Here is a 22,043-nt window from a genome sequence, read left to right on the forward strand (position 1 = left end):
TGAACGGCGGAGAGCGGCTTCGGCTGTTGCGGCGGTCGCCGCGGACGGTCGGTGCGTTTGCGGTGTGCGGCGGCGTCCGATGAACCGACACAGCGCCTCCGCCGCCCCCCTCCCCGCCGACTTCGTCGACGGGTACGCCGCGCTCCTCGGCGAGGTCTCCCTGACCGGCCGTCTGCCGCGCCGCCCCGAACTCGACGCCCTGCGCGACCTGGGCGAGCGCGCGGCCGAGGCCGGCCACGGCCTGCGCGAACTGGTCGGCCTGTTCCTGGGGGAGACCCGCCGGGCGTGGGGCACCCTGCCGGGCGTCGCGCGGGCGTCCGGCGTCGCCGATCACGTCAGGACCGGCGACGCGGTGCTGGGCGCCGTCGACGCGGCCATCGCGGCACTCGGCGAGGGCCACGAGCGCGCGCAACGGCTGGCGGTGCGTCAGGAGGAGGCCGCCCGGCGCGAGTTCGTCGACGATCTGCTGTACGGGCGCAGCGACCTGGGCCGGCTGGCCGAGCGTGCGGAACGGTTCGGACTGCGGCTTGCCCATGAGCACGCCGTCGCGGTCGCCGAGGGCGACGAGCCGTTCGACGACGTCCACCCCGTCGCCCGGCGGGTCGAGCGCGAACTCATCGGCCGCTTCGGCGACCGCGATGTGCTGATCACCACGAAGGGAGGACGGCTGATCTGCGTCGGCGCTAGCAGCGAGCGCAGCGTCCTGGACGCCTTCGCCGCCGGCGCGCAGCGCGTCGACGGGCGGCAGCCGGGCGCCGGGCGGGTGGCCATCGGCAGGCCGCATTCCGGTGCCGGGGGTGTGGTGCGCTCCTATGAAGAGGCACTGTCCGCCCTGGAACTGGCCGAGCAGCTGGAGCTGACCGAGCCGGTGCTGCGCGCAGCGGATCTGCTGGTCTTCCCTGTGCTGCTGCGTGACCGCGCCGCCATGGCCGATCTCGTACGGACCGTGCTGGAGCCCCTGACCCGGAGCCGCGGCGGGGCGGGGCCGCTGCTGGAGACGCTGCGCGCGTGCGCGGCGGCCGGCTACGTCAACGCCGAGGCGGCCCGCCGGCTCAAGGTGAGCGTGCGCACCCTTTCCTACCGCCTGGACCGCATCAAGATCCTCACGGGTTACGACCCGGCCGACGGATTGCAGCGCTTCACCCTGGAGACCGCGGCGCTGGGCGCGCGGCTGCTCGGCTGGCCCGACAAGCCGCTCTAGGGCGGCGGGGGAGGCGGGCGCCGCTGGGTCGGTGCGCCGGGCCCGCGGCGATACCGGTGTGGCCGGCGGGACGGCGAGGCCGCGGACCTGTGCGTCGGGAGCAGGACATCAAAGGTGCGTTAAGACTGCCGGGTTCTTGCAATGCGCGCGCCCCCACCGCACCGGCAGGATCAGCACATCGACAAAGCAGCACGTCATCGGCGGTACAGCCGCTGTATGACCGCCACGGACCAGGCACCTTTGGCCGTGTCGGCCTGCGAGCGGCACCGTTCCGTTCCGTGCTGCTGATCGTCGCCGACACCGGCTCCCGGCCGGCATCGGAGGCGTCCGCGGGCACACCCTCGACGGGGGTGAGGGTGTGCCCGCCGACACCCCGACCGGCCGGGCCGCCGGGGTGGTGATCCGCCGCTGAGCTGCACCTTCGGGGCTCCGCGTGAAAAACGCCACGTCGTCCGCCGGGCCCGGCCCGGACCCGTCCCTCCCGGCAGGGTGGGGTGCCATGCGGGAACGACGTGCTGATCGTGTGCAGGTTGGGGGGCTCCCGTGGGCGCGGAGCAGGCCCGATGTACGCCCCCACGCTGCTCCGACCCCCATGCGGGTGGCGGGTGGGCGTCGACCTTGACGAAGGCTTAGCATCCTCTGCGTGTCCAAACTGACCGACGTGCCCAAACGGATCCTGATCGGGCGCGCGCTGCGCAGCGACAAGCTGGGGGAGACCCTTCTTCCCAAGCGCATCGCCCTCCCCGTTTTCGCCTCCGACCCGCTCTCCTCCGTGGCCTACGCGCCGGGCGAGGTGCTGCTCGTCCTGTCCGTTGCGGGTGTGTCGGCGTACCACTTCAGCCCCTGGATCGCGGTCGCGGTCGTCGTGCTGATGTTCACCGTCGTGGCGTCGTACCGGCAGAACGTGCACGCCTACCCCAGCGGTGGCGGCGACTACGAGGTCGCCAACACCAACCTCGGCCCCAAGGCCGGCCTCACCGTGGCCAGCGCCCTGCTGGTCGACTACGTACTGACCGTCGCCGTCTCCATCTCCTCCGGAGTGGAGAACCTCGGCTCGGCGATCCCCTTCGTCGTCGAGCACAAGACGCTCTGCGCGGTCGGCACGATCGTCCTGCTGACCTTGATGAACCTGCGGGGCGTCAAGGAGTCGGGCAAGCTCTTCGCGATCCCGACGTATGTGTTCGTCGCCGGCGTCTTCATCATGATCATGTGGGGCGCGATCCGCGGCCTGGTCATGGGCGACACGATGAAGGCCCCCACCGCCGACTACACCATCCACGCCGAACAGGGCGGTCTGGCCGGCTTCGCGTTGGTCTTCCTGCTGCTGCGGGCGTTCTCCTCCGGCTGTGCCGCTCTCACCGGCGTCGAGGCCATCAGCAACGGCGTCCCCGCCTTCCGCAAGCCGAAGTCGAAGAACGCCGCGACCACCCTCGCGCTCATGGGCGGCCTGGCCGTCACGATGTTCTGCGGCATCATCGGCCTGGCCATGGCCACCGACGTGAAGATGGCCGAGAGCCCGGCCAAGGACCTGCTGCACAACGGCACCCCCGTCGGCGCAGGCTTCACCCAGGACCCGGTGATCTCCCAGGTCGCGGCCGCGGTCTTCGGCAGCGGCTCGTTCCTCTTCGTGGTCCTGGCCGCTGCCACCGCGCTCGTGCTGTTCCTGGCCGCGAACACCGCGTACAACGGCTTCCCGCTGCTCGGCTCGATCCTGGCCCAGGACCGCTACCTGCCGCGCCAGCTGCACACCCGCGGCGACCGGCTGGCCTTCTCCAACGGCATCGTGCTGTTGGCCGGCGCCGCCGCCGTCCTCGTCTACATCTACGGCGCGGACTCGACCCGGCTGATCCAGCTCTACATCGTCGGCGTCTTCGTCTCCTTCACCCTCAGCCAGATCGGCATGGTCCGTCACTGGAACCGCCACCTGCTGACCGAGAAGGACCCGGCCAAGCGCCGCCGTATGCACCGCTCGCGCGCCATCAACGCCTTCGGCGCCACCTTCACCGCTCTGGTCCTCGTCGTCGTCCTGCTGACGAAGTTCACCCACGGCGCCTGGGTGGCCCTGCTCGGCATGGTCATCTTCTTCGTCACGATGAGCGCCATTCGTCGGCACTACGACCGGGTCTCCGACGAGATCGCCGCCGAGGACACCGCCGACGAGGTCGTACGTCCCTCCCGGGTGCACTCCATCGTCCTGGTCTCCAAGGTCCACAAGCCCACCCTGCGGGCAGTGAACTACGCCAAGCTGATGCGCTCGGACACCCTCGAAGCGGTCAGCGTGGACGTCGACCAGGCCGACACCAAGGCGCTGCGCGCCGAGTGGGAACGCCGCGGCATGGAGGTCCCCCTCAAGGTCCTCGCCTCCCCCTACCGCGAGATCACCCGGCCGATCATCGACTACGTCAAGTCGCTGCGCCGGGAGAGCCCGCGCGACGTCGTCTCCGTCTACATCCCCGAATACGTCGTCGGCCACTGGTACGAACACCTCCTGCACAACCAGAGCGCCCTGCGACTGAAGGGCCGGCTGCTGTTCACCCCCGGTGTGATGGTGACCTCCGTGCCCTGGCAGCTGGACTCCTCCGAAGCCGCCAAGAAGCGGGCCCGCAAGCGTGCGGAGTGGAACGCTCCGGGTGCGGTGCGCCGTGGGCCGGTCACCCAGCCGAAGAAGGAGAAGGCGGCCACGAAGAAGTAGCCGCCACACGGCCGCGCCCCTCGGCAGCGGCCCATGTCGCCGCTTACGAAGCGGCGGCCGCATGTCCCCGTCAGCGGCGGGCGCCCTCCCGGCGCCCGCCGCTGAGACGTTCCCGGCCTGTCGCCGACCGCCCCCGACCCGGCTCCCGCCGCACGGCGCGGGCACCGGACAACGGCACGTAGACTTGAAGGCTGTTGTCCCGCCGTACCCCGGTAGCGGCCCCGCCGCACCACCCCACCTCAGGAGCTCCGCCGCCATGCAGACAGAACCGAAGAAGTCGCTGGTCGGCGAGGAGTACGAGGTCGAGGTCGGACCGGTCGCCCACGGCGGCCACTGCATCGCCCGCACCGACGAGGGGCAGGTCCTTTTCGTCCGGCACACCCTCCCCGGCGAGCGCGTCACCGCCCGGATCACCGACGGCGAGGAGGGCGCCCGCTTCCTGCGCGCCGACGCCGTGGAGATCCACACCGCCTCCAAGGACCGCGTCGAGGCGCCCTGCCCGTTCTCCGGCCCCGGCAAGTGCGGCGGCTGCGACTGGCAGCACGCGGCGCCCGGCGCCCAGCGCCGCTTCAAGGGCTCCGTCATCGCCGAGCAGCTGGAGCGACTGGCCGGCCTCTCCCCGGAGGACGCCCGCTGGGACGGCACCGTCGAACCGGCCCCGGGCGACAAGGTCGCCAAGGGCGAGGTGCCGGCCTGGCGCACCCGCGTCCAGTACGCCATCGATGACGAGGGCCGCGCCGGCCTGCGCAAGCACCGCTCCCACGACGTCCAGCCGGTCGACCACTGCATGATCGCCGCGCCCGAGGTCTCCGAACTGGGCATCGAGCAGCGCGAGTGGCCGCAGATCGCCACCGTCGAGGCGATCGCCGCCACCGGCTCCCACGACCGCCAGGTCATCCTCACCCCCAAGCCCGGCGGCCGCCTCCCGATCGTCGAGCTCGACAAGCCCGTCTCCGTCCTGCGCATCGGCGAGAAGGACGAACAGGTCCACCGCGTCCACGGCCGCCCCTTCGTCCGCGAACGCGCCGCCGACCGCACCTGGCGCGTCGGCAACGGCGGCTTCTGGCAGGTCCACCCGAAGGCAGCCGACCTCCTCGTCGAGGCCGTCATGCAGGGCCTGATGCCGAAGAAGGGCGATATGGCCCTCGACCTCTACTGCGGCGTCGGCCTCTTCGCCGGCGCACTCGCCGAACGCGTCGGCGACAAGGGCGCCGTCCTCGGCATCGAATCCGGCAAGCGTGCTGTCGAGGACGCCCGCCACAACCTCCAGGACCTCGACCGCGTCCGCATCGAACACGGCAAGGTCGACGCGATCCTCCCCCGCACCGGCATCACCGACGTCGACCTCATCGTCCTCGACCCGCCCCGCGCCGGCGCCGGCAAGAAAACCGTCACCCACCTCGCCGCCCTCACCCCCCGCCGCATCGCCTACGTGGCCTGCGACCCGGCAGCCCTGGCCCGCGACCTGAAGTACTTCGCCGAGGCGGGTTACGCACCGCGCCGGATGCGGGCGTTCGATCTGTTTCCGATGACGCATCATGTGGAGTGCGTGGTCATCCTTGAGCGGGCCTCAAAGGGCGCCTGATCTGTGGTTTTGCGCGTGAGCGTCCTGTGGGGTGTGGGTGTTGCGGGCGAGGTTCTGACGCTCGGGGCGCTCACTTCGCTCTCGTCCTGATGGGGCGTCACCTGCCTGGTTGTGTCAGTCCTGCCGGGTGATTGAGGTACGCCCCAGGGCTGACTTTCCGGACCCTCGGCGAAGTTCGGCTTGGGGCCGGCGTCGCCGATCGCGGCGGCCGGCGCACCGCGTTGCCGTGCCGCGTGTTGTGCCTTGAGGGGCTGGATACTGGCCGACGCACGAGCTCAGCGGCATCCCGTCCGCACCGCCCACACTGGCGCCGGCGCCACTCGTGGATTGGCGAAGGCCAGTGTCGTCGTCGGCACCCTCGTTGTCGCGCGCCGTCGTGTGTTGGCCGTGGCCCGAGCCGGACGGCAACAGCAAGACCGGCTAACCGAAGGTCATCCCACCGGCAGCAGGCGTGATGCGTCCTGGTGAATGATCTTGTCGCGGGCGCGAATCGCCGGCCTCTCAGGGCCTGTTCGGCGGATCTTGCTGGACAGGCCCTTGGTCCCTGAGAGGGCTCAGCGCCTGAGAGTGAAGGTGAAGTCGCTGGAGAGTTTGCCGCTCAGCCGGGCTGTTGAGACGAGCTTCCCGTCGGCGATCAGTTTCTCGACCCCGGACCGCGAAAGGCCGCAGCCTTCAGCGATCAGTCGCACCGGGCGGACAGGGATCTGTGCCGCGAAGCGGACCGAGACGTCGATCACCTCGCGGTCCGGGTGATCCGAGCCGCCGGTGTCGAGGCGCCAGGCGTCGTCCCAGTCGAGGGCGACGCGATTGCGGCGCCGTACGACCGGGTCCTGGAGCAACTCAGCCGCAAGACGGGGGTCGTTGTCGTGCATCCGGTCCAGCATCTCGGGTCGTACGGATCGCACGTTCATTCGCTCGAAGACCGTGAGTTTTGCGGTTTCCCCGCAGGCGGTACAGAGCACGAGGAGCCAGGCGTCGAGGAGCTTGTGGTTTGCGTTGATGCGAAATTTGCCGTTCGCCCGGTAGGTCTCGGACGCGCACGCGTGGCAACGGCGGAGAACCTTCGGCAGGGAGGTGGGGACGACCACCCAGTTTTCGAGCACAGAAGTACACCTGTTTCAGTGAGAAATCCGCAGCAGAAAGGAGCGCGGCGCTTATGCGCGACGCGCGACGAATTGGCGCTCGGGAGGTCTCACAGGGTGTACAACGGCATGTCCTTGACTAGACCTCTTGGCTCGGCAGCATCGTAGTGACATAGCGGCACTGCTCCGCTGGTTTTCGGACATCTCACCGCCAGGTTCTCTATAGCGTCGGCGTGGCATCCCCGGTGGGGTCGGTGCGACTTGCGCCGGTCCTGCCGGCAAGTACGAGGGACGCTACGGACAAGCCGACACCCTGCGCGTCCGCGACAAGTTCACCCGCAAGGACGCATTGCGTTGACTTTCCTCCGCTGCGGCTACGCATCTCGCTTACCCCGGCCCGAGCCCCGCCGGTGCCACTCTCGAGTGGATCTCGAACACCTGTCGCGGTCATCGATCTGACCGGGGACTTCCGGCTGGACGACAGTGAGGTCCGGCGAGCGCTACTACGGAAGTAGTCGCGAAGTGCCGTAGCTGCTGGCCGACTACGCGCCATGTCTTCTCGAACTCCACTGGGAATCCCTGCGCGGCGCGGACCTCGTCATCGTGCCCGGCTGCCCGGCTGCCCGGCTGCCTGGCGACGGCGGGTGCGCTCGCGCTACACCCGCTCGTGGCAGTCGATTTGAACGCATCAAAGCGGGGCCCAGGTCGACACCCGGACCGGCTCCAGCCGTTCAGGGGCCGCCGTCGGCCATGACCGCCACCGGAGGCGAAGCGGTTCGCGGCGTGCAGGCCACCTGTCACGCCGCCCTCCGCCCCGGCGTGGACCCGCTACACCGACCGGCCACCCTCATGGCCAGACGAATTTCACGGGTGAGGTATAAGGCGGAGACGCGGGCTCCGTAACTGTCGCGGGCTCCGTAACCGGGGATCCGCCGCTATATTGACGTCTCCTGCTTGTCAGAAGCCGAACACGGTGGCATCGACTATTCGTACGCTCGCGCATGGTGTGCGAGTGTCCTCCTCGTTCAGCCGTTGAATTGCGTAGTAGATCGGTGCCGTATTCCTGCAAGTCCGCCAGCGGGCCATGCGATTGCATGTCGAAGCTTCTTCCGGCAATGCCATTGCGGTCCTGGACGTCGGGATCGGGCCGGCCGTCTGGACTCTGTGGAAGGGTCCCAAGGGTGAACTGATGTCCGGGTCCGAGGAGAGCGAGAATGTCAGTCCTTGCGCAGGAGTCCCTCGCCGCACAGGGGACCCAGGTGATCCCTGGGTCCCACATCGTCAGAGCGGATCCCGGGCCGGGGGAAGCCGCTCCGGAAGGAGTGGTCCGGCCTTCCGCCGTCCATTCCGTCCTTCAATGGCTCCTGTTCGTTGTGCGTCACGGCATCGTGACGCTCTTGCGGTGTCGGCTGCCGCCTTCTTGGTCAGATGCCATCGTGGCCTCGCCCGGCCAAGAACCGTCATGGGGCGCTTGAGCTGTCGGCGGGTGAGGTCGCCTAGTGGGGAAGGGAAGGGGAACAGGGCGGGAAGACCGCAATACACAGTGGCGTCCATGTGTGCACACACCCCGAGGAGCTCGCAGTTCAGGCTGCTTCTGGTGATGCCGAATCACCAAGTCATGAGAAAGGGCGCCGAGTTGGGGTTCCGTATCTGGTCGATATGGGATCCGTCGCAGCTCGAGGCCGACTTCGCGCCGCGCGTCGAAGAGGTCTCCGAACAGCTGCTGCTCACCGATTTCGCCGACGTGGCCGGGCTGCGCGAGACCGTCACGCGGACCGCGCGGCGTCATGGCATCGACGCGGTACTGCACTGCGGACACGGCGACACCGTCCAGCCGGTGGTCCAGGAAGCCTGGCGGCTGGGCCTGTCTCCGAACCCCCCAGCGGTGTACGAACGCCTCCAGGCCGATGAAGGCGCTGACCCGGTTCCCGCAGACGTCCCCAGAGTGAGCGTCGAGACGCTGACCGTGAACGGGACTCACCACGTGGTGGGCATGACGGCTCAACGCACCACGGGGCCACCGCACTTCCTCGTGACGGGCTACCTCCATCCGGCGCCGTTGACCGACGATGAACAAAAGTTCATCGGGGCGGTGGTCGAGGAGCGGCTGACGGCGAGTGGATACCGTTCCGGTCCGGCCCACACGCAGGTGGCCTTGCTGCCCCACGGGCCGCGGATCGTGTCCTGCCGAGCGCAGCTGGGCGCCGACCGTATCCCCCTGCTGGTCGAGATCGCGCGCGGGTTCGACCTGGAGGCGGCGGTCTTCACGGGTCTTCTGGGCAGCCGCCCGGTCGTGCCTCGTGCTTATCAGTACGCGGAGGTCGGTTTCTTCCTGCTGCCCGAAGGGCGGCTGGAGACGTACACCGGCACGGAGGACATCGCCGTGACCCCGTGGGTTCGCGGAGCCCGCTTCCCGTACACCGTCGGTGACCGGATCCCTCCCGTCGGCGACCCGCGCGCCCGGCGTGCCTATGTGGTCGTCGAGGGTGACACACCGGAACTCACTCGCGAACGGATCTCCAACGCGCGAAAGGATCTTGTCGCCGAAATCCGGCCGACCGCCCGATGACGCGCGCCGGATAGTTGCGTTCTCCTTCTGAAGCAGTCGAAGGCACGAGGACGGGGCTCGGAAGTGAACAATATCTGGTGCATGTTCTCCAAGAAGTGATCTACTCTCGCGAGGAGGTGTGTCCCACTTCATCACTGGCGGGGGAGGTCAGGGTGCGGGCCGTGACATCGAGACAGGTTGAAGACGACATAAGTCCTCAACCGCAATTCGCCGTCCTGGGATCTCTGGAGGTTCGTAGCGGCAGCGCTCTCATACCGTTGAACGGGGATCTGCAACGACGTGTCCTGGTGACACTGCTCCTGGAGCCCGGGCGCGTCGTGCCCATCTCCCGGCTGGTCATGGCCGCCTGGAACGAAGAACCGCCCGACAGCGCCGAGCACCAGGTGCGCAAGACGGTGGCCAAGCTGCGCAGCCGCATCCCGCACGGCCCCGACATCATCGTCACCGACGGGCCCGGATACCGCGCGGTCGTCGCCCCAGAGCAACTCGATCTGCTGCGCTACCAGAAGCTGCTGCGACAGGCGAGGACCTCACTGGACGCGGGGGAGACGGAGCGGGCCGCCGAACAGTTACGTGAGGCGCTGGCCCTGTGGCGAGGACCGGTGCTGGCCGGCTCCGGCGGCCGTGTGGTCGACGCAGCCTCGACGGCCCTGGAGGAACAACGGCTCACCGCCGCCGAACAGCTCTACGAGCTGTGCATCGACGCGGGTGAGGCAGCCGAGATCACGGGCGAGCTGCGAGCCCTCGTCGACGAGCATCCGCTGCGAGAGACGCTGCGCAGCCGGTTGATGCTCGCCCTCTACCACTCCGGGCAACAAGTCGCCGCGCTCGACGAGTTCGCCCGCGCCCGCGGTCACCTCGTGGACGAACTGGGCATCGACCCCGGCGTGGAGCTGACCGGGCTGCACGAACGCATCCTGCGCCAGGACCCGTCGCTCACCCGTCCGGAGCGCTCCGCGTCCCGTGTCCCGCACCAGGTGACCGAGGCTCCGCACGCGCTGCCGTTCGACGTGCCCGACTTCTCGGGCCGCAGCTCCGAGCTGCAGTGGGTCTGCGAGGCGGCCAGACGTGCCCCGGAGGGGGCACCGACGGTCCTGGCGCTCGACGGCATGGGCGGCGGCGGCAAGACGGCACTGGCCATCCGTGCCGCCCATGAACTGGCCGAGCAGTACCCGGACGGCAGCCTCTTCATCGACCTGCACGGCTTCACGCCGGGCCAGACGCCGCTCAGCGCGTTCCACGCTCAAGGGGATTTACTCGCCGCCGCCGGCATCCCCAGCGATGAGATACCCACGGTGCCGGCGGGTCGTGCCGCGCGGTGGCAGTCCTACATGCGGGGCCGTCACATGCTGCTGGTCCTGGACAACGCCGCCGCATCCGAGCAGGTACGGGCGCTGATCCCCGGCTCCTCCGACAGCCTGGTCCTGATCACCAGCCGCCCGCGGCTGACCGGACTGGACGGAGTCGAGTGGCTTTCCGTGGGCGCCCTTCCGGAGCTGGACAGCCACCAGCTCCTGCGTAACACCCTCGGTGCCGAACGCGTCGAGAGAGAGATGGACGCGGCCCGTGAGCTGCTGCGGCTGTGCGGAGGACTCCCGCTGGCGGTCAGGATCGCCGCCGCCCGGCTGGCGAACCGTCCGCACTGGACCGTGCAGCGACTCGTCGAACGGCTGCGGGATCACGACCGGCGCCTGGACGAACTCACCAGTGAGGGCAGGGGAGTCGCGGGCGCGCTGCTGCTGTCGTACCAGTCCATGCCCCACGACCAGCGAACGGCCTTCCGGCTTCTGGGACACCACCCCGGACGCTATCTGGACGCCGAGGAAGCCGCCGCACTGTTGGACACCGATGTTCTGACGGCCGAGGACGTGCTGGAGGAACTGGTCGACGTACGGCTGCTGGAGGCCCGGGAGCCGGGGGTGTACGCCCTGCACGATCTGGTGCGCAGCTTCGTGCAACGGGTTGCGCAGGGGGAGAAGGTGCCGGAGGACGGGCAGGCGGTGCGGCGACTGCTGGATCACTACCTGAACACGGCGGAGCGCGCGTGCGACACGCTGTTTCCCGGGCGGCGTCGCTTCGGAACCCGCGATGAAAGGGGTCGAATTCGCGCCGAGTTCGACCACAAGGACAAGGCGTTGCAGTGGATCGACCAACACCGCGACGGCCTCCTGGCGGCGGTGGACGCCGCGTATCACGAGGGACTGCTGTGGCACGCCGCGCGACTGCCGCGTGAGTTGGGCTTCCACTCCAGCATCCGCGGCTACGACGTCAGCGCGAACGCGGCGCTGGAGAAGGGTGTCAGCGCGTCGCGAAAGCTCGGGGACCGGCCGTTGACCCGGCTGAACCTGATGAATCTGGCCATGGGCAAGTGGCGCCTCGGGCAGTTGCGCGACACGGTCGCCCGGCTGGAGGAAGCCGTGGACCTGTCCCGGCAGATGGAGGATGTGCACAGCGAGGCGGAGTGCCGGGCTCGGCTGGGACAGGCGTGCAACAGCCTGGGGGAGCTGGAACGCGCGCTGCGGCTGTGCCAGGAGGCCAACGCGTCTGCGCAGGAGCTCGGCTTCACCCGGCTCGACGGCTCGTCGCTGAGCACGCTCAGCCTGGTCCAGGTGCGGCTCGGGCGGTTCGAGGAGGCGGCGGAGTCGGCGGAGCGGGCGGTGGCCATCTTCGACTCGATCAAGGAAGTACAGCTCTCCGTGGACGCGCTGAGCAACCTCTCCCAGGCGAGCGAGCGCCTGGGCCGTTTCGAGGAGTCGCTCGCCTGGGCCGACGCCGCGCTGGAACGATGCCAGCGCATGAGCATGCCCTCGGTGTTGCCGCTCGTGCTCGCCCGCAGGGCCGACGTGTTGGTGCGCATGGGAGCGCTGGAGGAGGCGGCGGACAGCGCCGGCCAGGCACTCGCCAAGGCCACCAGCAACATCGACGACATCCACCGTGCCACCGTGCACCTCTCGGTCGGGCGCGTGCGGTACGCGCTGGGGGACCTGGACACGACGCAGGCTCAGCAGCTTCTGGCCCACGAGATCGCCTGCCGGATGGAGTTGCGCTACGACCAGGCGTGCGCGCTGTGGGGCCTTGCCCGTACCGCCGAGGCCCAGGGACAGCCGCAGATGGCCCTGCAGCATCGCTCAGCGGCGGACAACCTCTTCTCCCTCATGAAGGTGCCGGATACCGCACGGTGAGCCCGGTGCGTCGGGCGGCCCACGGCGTGGGGATCGGGCGGGTGTCCAGAGGGGAACGGGCAGGGAAGACGGATCGGGAGCATCAGCGGAGTCAAAACGGCCTGTCTTTCCGAAGGAGTTCACTCATGCGCTTCACCCCTATCGCCGCCGCCTCCGCCCTCGCTCTCGGGGTCCTTCTGGGGGGAATCACGGCCTCCTCCGGCGCCGACGCGCCGGAGACGGCCCAGCAGCGAACCGTCGCCTCCGCCGTTTCGACGAGCGGTGCCGTTCTCGATGACAACAACGGCAACGGCTGAGCCGGTGGGCCGCAACCACCGGTGGCGGCCCACCAGTCCAGCCACCCGGAAGAGTCACCGCTGAGAGTCGGCACCGCACCGGGCGGTCGACCCGCGTCCGGTCTCCCTTCGCGTCATACGCGTTGCTGGTCATCACGTCGATGAGGCCGAACAGAAGCTATCCGGGGTGTGCCTCGCGCCATCGCGCGCCGCGATCCGGTTCGGGACAGCGAGGCTTCTTCGTCATCCTTATCGAGGGGGAACACAATGACTATTCGGGTGCTCATATGTGACCAGTTGCCTGTCATCGCGGACGGTCTGCGGACCCTTCTCGACGCGGTGCCGGACATCGACGTGATCGGCACGACCGACAACGGCATGGAGGCCATCGTCTCCGTCCGCACCACGCGGCCCGATGTCGTGGTCACGGATCTGAACCTCCAGACCATTTCCGGCCTGGAGATGATCCGTCGACTGGGCAAGGAGGACGAGCCGCCCAATGTCGTCGTGTTCACCGCCTCCGACGCCGACAAGACGGTGAGCGACGTGCTGCACGCCGGTGCGAGCTGCCTGCTCGGCAAGGACGCGAGTCCGCAGGAGCTGATCAGCGCGATCCAGGCGGCCGCCGCCGGGCGGACCATGCTCGCGCCGAACATCGCGGAGCGCCTGGTCACCTGGTTCCGTGCGCAGCCGGAGCCCCAGGAGGCCGCGACGTGCCCGGAGGTGACCGAACTGACGCCGCGGGAACGGGAAGTGACCAGGATGGTGGCGCGCGGTATGTCCACCGAGGAGGTGGCCCGCGAGCTGATCATCGGCGAGGCCACGGTCCGTACCCACCTCTACCGAGTGCGCACCAAGCTCGGCGTCCGCGACCGCGCCGAGCTCGTGTCACTGGCCTACCGGACCGGACTCATCCACTCGGACGGCCGGCCCCTCGGCGCCGAGAGGGTGCTGGCGCCTGGGGGTCTGCGTGCCAGTTGATCCGCTACGGCCCGGATGTCGCCGGGACCGGGAGCTCCGTGCCGGCCGCAGCGCGCTGGGCCGTTCGGATGCGGTCGGCTCCGACCATCCGCCACAGCGCGGCGGGATCGCCGCACCGGGCGGACTCGGCCGCGGTCAGCCGGAAGTACCGATGGAGGCCCAGTTCCGACGTCATCGCGCGCACCCCGCAGCTCTGCATGCTCAGCCGCACCACGTCACGCGCGGTCTCGGAGGCCATCGCCAGTGCCATGAGCGGCGCGGTGCCGACGGCGTCCGGTTCGGAGTCGACCAACCAGGCACCCCGGTACACCGCCGCCCTGGTCGCGCGCAACGCCACCATGGCTCGCGCCAGCGGGAACGAGACCGCGGGCAGATCGCGCAGGCTGGTGCCGAACTGCCGCCGGAAACCGGCGTATCCCACCGCCATCCGCTGCGCGCCGTCGGCGATGCCCAGCAGGTAGGCAGCCTGTCGCAGTCGCGCCCGGGTGAGCGGACCGGTGGGCGAGTCGTCCAGAGTCGCGACCACGTCCGCCGCGGTGACCGGCGTGGCCTCGAAGCGTACGACCGGCGGCCAGCACCCGCTCTCCGTGGTGATGCCGGCCGCCCCGCGCTCCACCGCGACGAGCACCGACTCGCCACCCGTCCTGGTGGCCACCAGAAGCGTCCCGGCACTCACGTCGTCGACCGTGGCCGCGCCGGTCAGCTCCCAGCCACCCGCTCGCGGGGTCGCGGTGATCCCACTGCCGACCGGCAGCGCTTCCAGTCCGGCCAGTGCCGCGCCTGCCGGGCCGCCCACATCGGCCGCCATCGCGTCGGCCCGGTAGGAGTTTCCGCGTGCCGCGCGGCCGAGCTCCTCGCTGACCAGCACCCCGGCGGTCAGGCCGAGGTCGAGGCCGCCGGCGGAGGCCGGCCGTTCGAAGCCGGCCGCGCCCAGCGCGTCGAGCACCGTCCGGGTCGGACCGGAGGCTCCGTCGGCCACCGGTGCGCCGTGCAGTTCGATCCGGGCGGGGACGCCGGCAAGGCCCGTACGCAACGCCTTGCGCAGCGGAGTGACGAGCGGATCGGGGGTGAGGTCCATGTCAGTGCTCTTCCTGTCCGATGGAGTCGAACGCGGCAGCCATGATCTGGAGCATCACCTCGGAGGTTCCCGCCGACAGCGTGAGCCCCGGCGCCTCCCGGTAGGCGGAGTCCAGGGTCACGGCCGCTGTGGCGCGGGTCGCCCGCTGCCCGGGGCTCGGGATGTCGGCGGCCCACGCCGCGATGCTCTGGGCGAGTTCGCTGCTGTGGTACTTGGCGACGGCCGTGGAGACCTGGTCGACCTGGTCCGACGCAAGGCCGGTGAGGACCTCCCAGGCGAGGACGTGGTCGGCCGTCAGCGCGCCGTGCCAGCGGCCGATCTGTTCGAGGCGGTCGTCGTGCGGAGAGTCGGGGCCGCCCTCGATCAGCGCGTCCAGCGCCGCCTGGAGCCAGCGCTCCGCCTTGAGGTAGTAGTCGAGGCCGGTGCGTTCAATGGCCAGTGCCTCGTTGAGCAGTGGCCACCCCTCGTCGCGCGGACCGAGGAGGTTGTCGCCCGACACCGGAACCGAGTCGAGGCCCACCCGGTGGAAATGCTCGTCGCCGACGCCCGGGATCACCGAAACCGTCACGCCAGGAGCGCCCATGTCGACCAGGAACAGACTGATACCCCGGTACTTCCCGGCACCCGGCGTCGTACGGGCGGCGCACAGTCCGAGATCGACGAACCGTGTCTTGAGGCTGAACACCTTCGTGCCGGTGATCCGGTAGCCGTCGCCGTCGGGTTCAGCAACGGCCCGCAGCGCACCGAGATCCGATCCCGCCTCCGGCTCGGTGTAGAGCACAGAGGCGAAGCTCTCACCGCGGGCCAGCGCGGGCAGATACCGGCGCTTCTGCTCGTCGCTGCCCGCCATCAGCAGGAACTGGCCGACGATCTGGATGGTGTTGACGTGGAAGGTGTCCGGCACTCCCGCGCGCACCAGTTCCTCGGCGACGATCGCGGCATCGGTCAGCGGGCGCCCCTCTCCGCCGAACTCGACGGGCCAGTGCACGGCGAGCAGGCCCAGCTTTCCGAGCAGACGGTAGAGCGGACGCGCGTCCGGCTCGACACCGTCCGCGCCGGTGGCCTCCGCCGCCGCGGTACGCACCTCGGCGGAGCGCAGCGCCTTCCGCACGTCCGCCCGGAACCGTTGTTGATCCTCGGTGAATCCGAACCGCATGTACGTCTCCTCAAGTGGCGAGCGTTTCTTCGATCGCCGCGACGACCCGGCTCAACGCCGGTTCCGCGAACAGGGTGTAGTGGTCGCCGGGCACGCTTTCGGCCCGGAACGGTCCCGTGCACACCGTCCGCCACTGCTCTTCCATGGCGATGTGAGGTGAGGCGGTGAGCATGGTGACCGGTCCGCCGTACGGGCCCGGCGGGCGGTACGCCTGCATGGACAGGGCGGAGGAACGGAACGTCTCGAAGCGTGCGGCCAGCTCCTGGTCGCTGAGGCCCAGCTCGACGCCGACGTCCGTCAGCGTCTCCCTGACGTCGGCCACGCCGGCGGCCGGGTCGTCGAGGACCGCGCGCACCTTCGGGCCGTCGCCTCCCGCGAGCCTGGCGACGTCGTGCACGAACCGCTGCCGCACCGTCGCCTCGTCGAGAGGGACGGAGTCCTCGTCGTAGGCGGCGTCCAGCAGGACCACCGGCGGTCGTTCCCCGGTCTTCTGCTCGATCTGCCGGGCGACTTCGAAGGCGAGCACACCGCCGTAGGACCAGCCGGCCAGACAGCACGACTCCGGCAGGCCGCTCTCGATCAGGGACTGCGCGATCCGGGCGGCGGTCGCCGCCATCCCGTCCTGCGGAGCCACGGAGGCGTCGCGTGGATCGGCGGCGAAACCGGTCACACCGATGTCCTGGCGCAGCGCCCTGACCAGCGGTATGTAGCAGAACAGCGCACCGCCTGAAGGATGCAACAGGATCGCCTGCGCCGGACCCGCCGCGCGCATCACCACCGGGGCGCGGTCGTCCACCGGCGCGGCGGTCCGGGCGGCTTCCTGCCCGGACAGGCTCTCCAGCGCATCGAGCGGATCGCCGTCGTCGTCGCGCCGTGCCGTGCGAACGGTGTCGATGGTGGCGGCCAGGTGGGACACGGTGGGCGAGACGAAGAAGTCGCCGAGCGCGATCTCGACCCCGAACCTGCGGTTGATCGCCGACATCAGCTGAACGGCCTGGAGGCTGTTGCCTCCTGCCAGGAAGAAGTCGTCGTGCACGCCGATCCGGTCGTCGCGCAGCAGGGGAGCGAGCACGTCGCGCAGCAGCCCGCGTTCCGTCGCGGTGAGCGACTCGTCGCCGTGCCCCTCGCCCGCGCGGCTCAGGTCCGGCGCGGGCAGCCTGCGCCAGTCGACCTTGCCGCTGCTGGTGAGCGGAAGCTCGTCCAGGACCACGAAGTACGACGGGATCATGTACGACGGCAGGAGCGTGCCCAGATACGCGCGCACCGCCCGGACCTGCTGCGCGGTGACCCCGGTCAGGTAGCCGACCAGGTGTTTGTCCCCGTTGTCGTCGGTCCACGCCTGTACGCTGACCGGCCCGATTCCGTCGAAGCCGGTCAACGCCGACTCCACCTCGCCCAGCTCGATCCGCAGACCGCGGATCTTGACCTGCTGGTCGATCCGGCCGAGGAAGACAAGCCGTCCGTCGGCCAGTCGCTTCACCAGGTCTCCGGTCCGGTACAGCCGTCCGCCGGGCGCGGTGCCGAACGGGTCGGCGATGAACTTCTCGGCCGTCAGCTCCTCGCGGTTGAGGTAGCCGCGCGCCAGCCCGCCACCGCCGATGACCAGTTCACCGGGCACACCGATCGGCACCTGGCGGAGGTCGCGGTCCAGCACGTGTGCCACGTGGTTGGTCATGGGGAGGCCGATCGGCGGCGAGGCGTCCCAGGTGCCCGCGCACTCCTCCACGATCATCGTCACCGTGCACTCGGTCGGCCCGTAGCCGTTGAACAGCCGCCTGCCCGGGTTCCACCGGTTCACCAGCTCACCGCTGAACGCCTCGCCGCCGACGAACGCGATCCGCAGAGCGGTGAACTTCTCGGGCGCCAGCAGCGGCATCACGGTCGGAGGCAGGTCGATGACGGTGATGCCGGCCTGCTCCATCAGCGACTGGAGCCGGTCGATGGACAGCCGTTCGTCGTCGGTCGCCAGGCACAGACGGGCTCCGGTCAGCAGCGCCGAGAACGTCTCGAACACGGAGACGTCGAAGGTCACCGAAGCGAACCCGAGCACCCGGTCGGCCGGTGTCAGGTCGAACAGGTCCCGGGTGGAGTCGATGAAGTTGACCACGCCTCGGTGTTCGAGCAGCACACCCTTCGGCTTGCCGGTGCTGCCGGAGGTGTAGATGACGTACGCGACGTCGCCGGGCCGCGCCGCGAGAGGGGGGTTGTGGCCGGGCAGCGCCGCCAGTTCCCCGCGGACGTCGTCCAGCGTCACCACGGGCGCGTCGACCTCGCTCAGGGTCCTGCCGGCCGCGGCGTGTGCGATCACCAGCCGTACACCCGCGTCGGCGGCGATCTCCGCGACCCGCCCGGAGGGATGCGCCGTGTCGAGCGGTACATAGGCCGCGCCGGTCTTGAGCACCGCGAGGATCGCGGTCGGCACGTCGACGTTCCTGCGCAGACAGAGGCCGATCCGCATGCCCGGTTCGACACCGCGCTCGCGCAGCAGGGCGGCGAGCCGGTTCGCGCGGGCGTTGAGTTCGGCGTAGCTGGTCTCGACGCCGGAGACGACGGCCGCCACGCTGTCCGGAGCCTCCTGGACGCGCGCCTCGAACTCCGCCACGACGGTGGATTCGCGTATCGGCCGCATCGGCCCCTTGCCGACCTCGGCCAGGAACTCCTTGTCCGCCGGGCTCAGCACCTCGGCGGCGGACAACGGAGCGTCCGGGGCGGCGGTCAAGGTGTGCAGCAGTCCGTCGTAGTGCCGGGCGAACCTGGCGATGCTCCCGGCGTCGAACAGGTCGGTGTTGAACTCGATGGCGAGGAGGGCGTCTGCGCCGGGAGCCGTCGGCTCCGCAAGATTCCAGCTCATGTCGAACAGGGAGGCACCGGTCCCGACAGCCTCTCGCGATGTGGCGATGCCGGGCAGGCCCGTCGTGGCTCCCGTGTTCTCCACGCCGAACACGATCTGGAAGATCGGCGAGCGTGACGGGTCGAGGACCGGATCCAGCGCCTCGACCAGCTTGCCGAACGGCAGGCCGCCCTGCTCGTACGCCTCGGAGGACACACGCTTGACCCGCTGCACCACCTCACGGAAGGTCGGGTCGCCGGAGACATCCGCGCGCAGCACCCGCATGTCGGTGAGGAGGCCGACCACCGATGACACGGCGTCGTGCCGCCGGTTCGCATCCGGCGAGCCGATCACCAAATCGTCCAGGCCGGAGTAGCGCTGCAGCAGAATGAAGAACGCGGCGACGAGGACGTCGAACGGGCTCGCATCCTCCTCGCGGGCCAGTCCCCCCGTCCGCTGCAGACCCTCGTGCCCGACGGCGAAGCTGCCGCTCCCGCCTGCGAAGGTCCGTGTGTCACCACGCGGCCGGTCGGTCGGGAACTCCAGTACCTCGGCGCCCGCCAGCTTGTTCCGCCAGTACGCGGCCGGCTTGTCCAGGTCGCCGCTGTCGCGTCGGTCGCGTTCCCACACCGCGTAGTCCGGGTACTGCACGGGCAGATCAGGCAGCTGCGGTGCGTCGCCGTCGCGCAACGACCGGTAGCACTCGGCGAGTTCACGCATCAGGACGTTCCGCGACCAGGCGTCGCACACGATGTGGGGTACGTCGAGCAGGAAGAGATGGTCGTCCGGCGCCACCCTGACCAGCACCGCGTGCCACACCGGCGTCCTGCTCAGGTCGAACGGTTCCCGGACCTGCCGCTCGACCAGCGCCCGCGCCGCGGCGAGCCGCTGCTCGTGGCCGTCACCTTCCGCCTCGATCACCGGCAGTTCGACCGGGACCTCGGGCACGACCACCTGCATCGGGCCGCCCTCGCGCTCCACGATCACGGTCCGCAGCGCGTCGTGCCGGGCCACGACCGCGGCCAGCGCCGCGCGCAACGTGTCCGTGTCCAGTGCGCCGCGCAGACGCAGGAACAGCGGAGTGCCGATGGCAGGGCCGTCCGACGCCGGGGCGTCGAAGAACCGCAGGGTCTGCTGCGCGTGCGACAGCGGCGTCGGACCTGTGTCCCCGCGCGGCGTCGGGCCTCGCCTCGCCGCGGCTTCCGCCTGCTCCCTCAGCCGCGAGAGGAACTGCGCGCGGCGCTCCGCCGGCAGCGCGGCGAGGCGCTGGGTCATGTCGGTCACCGGATACTCCTCACGAGCCGCGGCGCGTCGCTCACCCGGTCGTCCGAGCGCACGGGCAGGTGTGCCAACTCCGAGAGGGCAATGGACAGCACGTCGATGCCACGCATGTAGTCCGACAGCACGATGTGCTCGTCGTCGGCGTGATCGAGGCTGCTGTCGCCCGGACCGTAGGTGGCCATCGGGATGTCCCAGACCTCGGCGAGGGTGTTCATGTCCGAGGTGGCCGTCTTCACCACCAGGCGTGGCTGGGCGTGCAGCCGCCGGACACCGGACACCAGCGCGCGGACCGCAGGGTCGCCCCGGCCCACCCGGCAGGCTGCCACCGAGTTCAGCACTTCGAGGTTGCCGGCCGGCAGCCGGTCACGCAGCGCGCTCACCAGCCCGTCGACGTCGAATCCCGGGGGGATGCGGATGCTGAGGTCCGCCGTCGCCGAGGTGAGATCGGCGTTGAGCTGGGTGAGAGTCGCGCCCGGCTGGTCGAACACGCCATGGCTCGCGTCCGGCCCGAGCAGATCGACCAGCGCGTCCCAGCAGGCGACGGCCAGTTCGGACGCCTTCGGCACCGGGTTGCTCGGGTGCGTGGCAGGACACTTGACGGTGTAGCGCAGGTCCAGCTTGCCCTTGTAGCCGAGCACCACGCTCGACCAGCCGCTCGGCTCGCCGATGATCAGCGCGTCCGGCGGGGCGTGGGTGGCTCGGATCGCCATCGCGCCACGAGAGCGCGGGGTCTCCTCCTCGACGACGCCGACCACCACGATCCGGCCGGGGAAGTCCACCGCGCCGGCCGCGGCGCAGATCATCGCCGCGAGCGGTCCCTTCGCGTCCACCGCCCCGCGGCCGTAGAGCCTGCCGTCCTCGGAGTGGACCGGGATCCGGCCCGAGACGGTGTCCATGTGCCCGAGGAGCATCACGGTCGGGCCGTCACCGCGTTCGATCACGCCGATCACATTGCCCACGCCGTCGATCTGTGCCTGGAAGCCCAGGTCCGTCATCGCTTCGGCCAGGTAGTCGGCCAGCGCGCGCTCTTGGTAGGACGAGGAGGGGATCTCCAGCATCTTGCGCAGCAGTCCGGCGGCATACGTCTCGGTGACGTTGCCCGACGAAGTGAACGCCCAGTTCATCGTTGCGCTCGTTCCAGTAGGTGGTCGACGATGTGATCCGCGACATCGACCTGTCGGCCGAGCGCGGATTGGAAACCGGTGAACTCGACCCGGTGATTGACCTCCAGGACCAGCAGCCGGCCGTCGCGGTCCTCGATCAGATCGACACCGGCGATATCGGCGCCCACGGCGGCGGCCGCGTCGAGGGAGAGCTTGGTGATCTCCGGCGTCACCTCGCACGGCCGGGCCTGCCCGCCGAGTGCCACATTGGTGCGCAAGGACTCGCCGGTCCGGTAGACGGCGCCCAGCACTTGACCGCCGACCACGATCACCCTGATGTCCCGGTCGGGTTTCTCGATCAGCTCCTGCACGTACCCGAGGTGCGACTGCGGGCCGGGCAGCGCGGCGGCGTATTCGAGCACACCTTCCGCACTGGCGCGGTCGGGCAGCTGCACGATCAGCCGGCCCCACGAGCCGACCAGCGGTTTGATCAGCGCCGGGTAGCCGATGGTGTCCAGGGCGGCCAGCGCGGCCTGCGGGGTGAGGCCGAGAGCGGTGCGCGGCGTCGGCACCCCGGCAGCCTCCAGGGCCATGGTGGAGCGCCACTTGTCGCCGCACACCTCGGTCGCATCCGCGCTGTTGACCACGTCGACGCCCGCCGCGGTGAGGCAGCGGGCCGCGTACGCCGCACGGACCTGACCGATCTCCCGGTTCAGGGCGAGTCCCCAGGGCAGGTCACGCTGCCCGGCCAGGAACCACTGCCGGCGCGTGTCGACATGGTCGAAGGGGACCCCACGCCGGTCGAGTGCGTCGAACAGCCTCTTCTCGTCCGCGCCGACCCTGCTGGCGAGTACGGCGATCCTGCAGTCACCTGGGCGCTCTCTTGTCCCTGACACGTGACCTCCGCATTAGAACCACTGGTTGACCGGGACGGCATAACCGGTTTGCCGCGTGAAATGGAAACTACGAGGGCACCGACACCATGCGCGTCCGCGACAAGTTCATTCACGAGGACGCATTACGTTGAC

Annotated in this window: 13 protein-coding genes; 7 read left to right on the plus strand and 6 right to left on the minus strand. The window is 69.9% G+C overall.

Annotation, left to right across the window (positions count from 1 at the left end; genetic code table 11):
• Window positions 1–79 precede the first annotated feature (79 nt).
• The 3 genes from ACGFZW_RS14365 to ACGFZW_RS14375 all read left to right on the plus strand — a co-directional run bounded on the left by ACGFZW_RS14365 (window position 80) and on the right by ACGFZW_RS14375 (window position 5,478).
• Window positions 80–1,201: a PucR family transcriptional regulator gene (locus ACGFZW_RS14365; protein ID WP_393893400.1), complete on the plus strand. Its 1,122-nt coding sequence runs from the start codon at window positions 80–82 to the stop codon at window positions 1,199–1,201.
• Window positions 1,202–1,844: 643 nt separating this feature from the next.
• Entirely contained in the window at window positions 1,845–3,893 is a 2,049-nt protein-coding gene (locus tag ACGFZW_RS14370; protein WP_393893401.1) for an APC family permease, read from the plus strand.
• Between the two features lie 256 nt (window positions 3,894–4,149).
• Complete coding sequence (locus ACGFZW_RS14375) at window positions 4,150–5,478, plus strand: class I SAM-dependent RNA methyltransferase (protein WP_393893402.1); 1,329 nt, start codon at window positions 4,150–4,152, stop codon at window positions 5,476–5,478.
• A gap of 554 nt (window positions 5,479–6,032) precedes the next feature.
• Here the strand turns inward: ACGFZW_RS14375 and ACGFZW_RS14380 are convergent.
• Entirely contained in the window at window positions 6,033–6,581 is a 549-nt protein-coding gene (locus ACGFZW_RS14380) for a DUF1062 domain-containing protein (RefSeq protein ID WP_393893403.1), read from the minus strand.
• A gap of 1,597 nt (window positions 6,582–8,178) precedes the next feature.
• Between ACGFZW_RS14380 and ACGFZW_RS14385 the strand changes: the two genes are divergently transcribed.
• The 4 genes from ACGFZW_RS14385 to ACGFZW_RS14400 all read left to right on the plus strand — a co-directional run bounded on the left by ACGFZW_RS14385 (window position 8,179) and on the right by ACGFZW_RS14400 (window position 13,567).
• Window positions 8,179–9,129 (plus strand): phosphoribosylglycinamide synthetase, encoded by a 951-nt coding sequence (locus ACGFZW_RS14385; RefSeq protein ID WP_393893404.1) that lies wholly within the window; start codon window positions 8,179–8,181, stop codon window positions 9,127–9,129.
• Window positions 9,130–9,416: 287 nt separating this feature from the next.
• The gene (locus ACGFZW_RS14390) at window positions 9,417–12,311 is read left to right on the plus strand and encodes a BTAD domain-containing putative transcriptional regulator (RefSeq protein WP_393893405.1); all 2,895 of its coding nucleotides are present in this window, start codon (window positions 9,417–9,419) and stop codon (window positions 12,309–12,311) included.
• 125 nt (window positions 12,312–12,436) lie between these two features.
• Window positions 12,437–12,607, plus strand: coding sequence for a hypothetical protein (locus ACGFZW_RS14395; protein WP_393893406.1), 171 nt, complete (start codon window positions 12,437–12,439; stop codon window positions 12,605–12,607).
• A 246-nt stretch (window positions 12,608–12,853) separates the two neighbouring features.
• Complete coding sequence (locus ACGFZW_RS14400; RefSeq protein ID WP_393893407.1) at window positions 12,854–13,567, plus strand: response regulator; 714 nt, start codon at window positions 12,854–12,856, stop codon at window positions 13,565–13,567.
• 4 nt (window positions 13,568–13,571) lie between these two features.
• On the opposite strand, the gene ACGFZW_RS14405 is transcribed toward ACGFZW_RS14400, so the two are convergent.
• The 5 genes from ACGFZW_RS14405 to lysX are packed head-to-tail and all read right to left on the minus strand — an operon-like array spanning window position 13,572 to window position 21,911.
• Window positions 13,572–14,645, minus strand: coding sequence for an acyl-CoA dehydrogenase family protein (locus tag ACGFZW_RS14405; protein WP_393893408.1), 1,074 nt, complete (start codon window positions 14,643–14,645; stop codon window positions 13,572–13,574).
• Window position 14,646: 1 nt separating this feature from the next.
• On the minus strand, window positions 14,647–15,801 hold the full coding sequence (locus ACGFZW_RS14410) for an acyl-CoA dehydrogenase family protein (protein WP_393893409.1): 1,155 nt from the start codon (window positions 15,799–15,801) through the stop codon (window positions 14,647–14,649).
• 10 nt (window positions 15,802–15,811) lie between these two features.
• Window positions 15,812–19,906, minus strand: coding sequence for an amino acid adenylation domain-containing protein (locus ACGFZW_RS14415; RefSeq protein WP_393893678.1), 4,095 nt, complete (start codon window positions 19,904–19,906; stop codon window positions 15,812–15,814).
• 5 nt (window positions 19,907–19,911) lie between these two features.
• Window positions 19,912–21,036, minus strand: a complete 1,125-nt coding sequence (locus ACGFZW_RS14420) for a M20/M25/M40 family metallo-hydrolase (RefSeq protein WP_393893410.1) — start codon at window positions 21,034–21,036, stop codon at window positions 19,912–19,914.
• Entirely contained in the window at window positions 21,033–21,911 is an 879-nt protein-coding gene (gene lysX, locus ACGFZW_RS14425; RefSeq protein WP_393893411.1) for a lysine biosynthesis protein LysX, read from the minus strand. The genes ACGFZW_RS14420 and lysX overlap by 4 nt, the downstream gene beginning before the upstream one ends.
• Between the last annotated feature and the right edge of the window lie 132 nt (window positions 21,912–22,043).

Origin of the sequence: Streptomyces sp. NPDC048248 (assembly GCF_043201875.1) — a bacterium.
Taxonomy (GTDB): Bacteria; Actinomycetota; Actinomycetes; order Streptomycetales; family Streptomycetaceae; genus Streptomyces.

Coding starts and splice junctions, on each gene's coding strand:
- ACGFZW_RS14395 (WP_393893406.1), top strand. CDS start 12,437: ATGCGCTTCACCCCTATCGCCGCCGCCTCCGCCCTCGCTCTCGGGGTC.
- ACGFZW_RS14375 (WP_393893402.1), top strand. CDS start 4,150: ATGCAGACAGAACCGAAGAAGTCGCTGGTCGGCGAGGAGTACGAGGTC.
- ACGFZW_RS14415 (WP_393893678.1), bottom strand. CDS start 19,906: ATGACCCAGCGCCTCGCCGCGCTGCCGGCGGAGCGCCGCGCGCAGTTC.
- ACGFZW_RS14420 (WP_393893410.1), bottom strand. CDS start 21,036: ATGAACTGGGCGTTCACTTCGTCGGGCAACGTCACCGAGACGTATGCC.
- ACGFZW_RS14400 (WP_393893407.1), top strand. CDS start 12,854: ATGACTATTCGGGTGCTCATATGTGACCAGTTGCCTGTCATCGCGGAC.
- ACGFZW_RS14365 (WP_393893400.1), top strand. CDS start 80: ATGAACCGACACAGCGCCTCCGCCGCCCCCCTCCCCGCCGACTTCGTC.
- ACGFZW_RS14385 (WP_393893404.1), top strand. CDS start 8,179: ATGAGAAAGGGCGCCGAGTTGGGGTTCCGTATCTGGTCGATATGGGAT.
- ACGFZW_RS14405 (WP_393893408.1), bottom strand. CDS start 14,645: ATGGACCTCACCCCCGATCCGCTCGTCACTCCGCTGCGCAAGGCGTTG.
- ACGFZW_RS14410 (WP_393893409.1), bottom strand. CDS start 15,801: ATGCGGTTCGGATTCACCGAGGATCAACAACGGTTCCGGGCGGACGTG.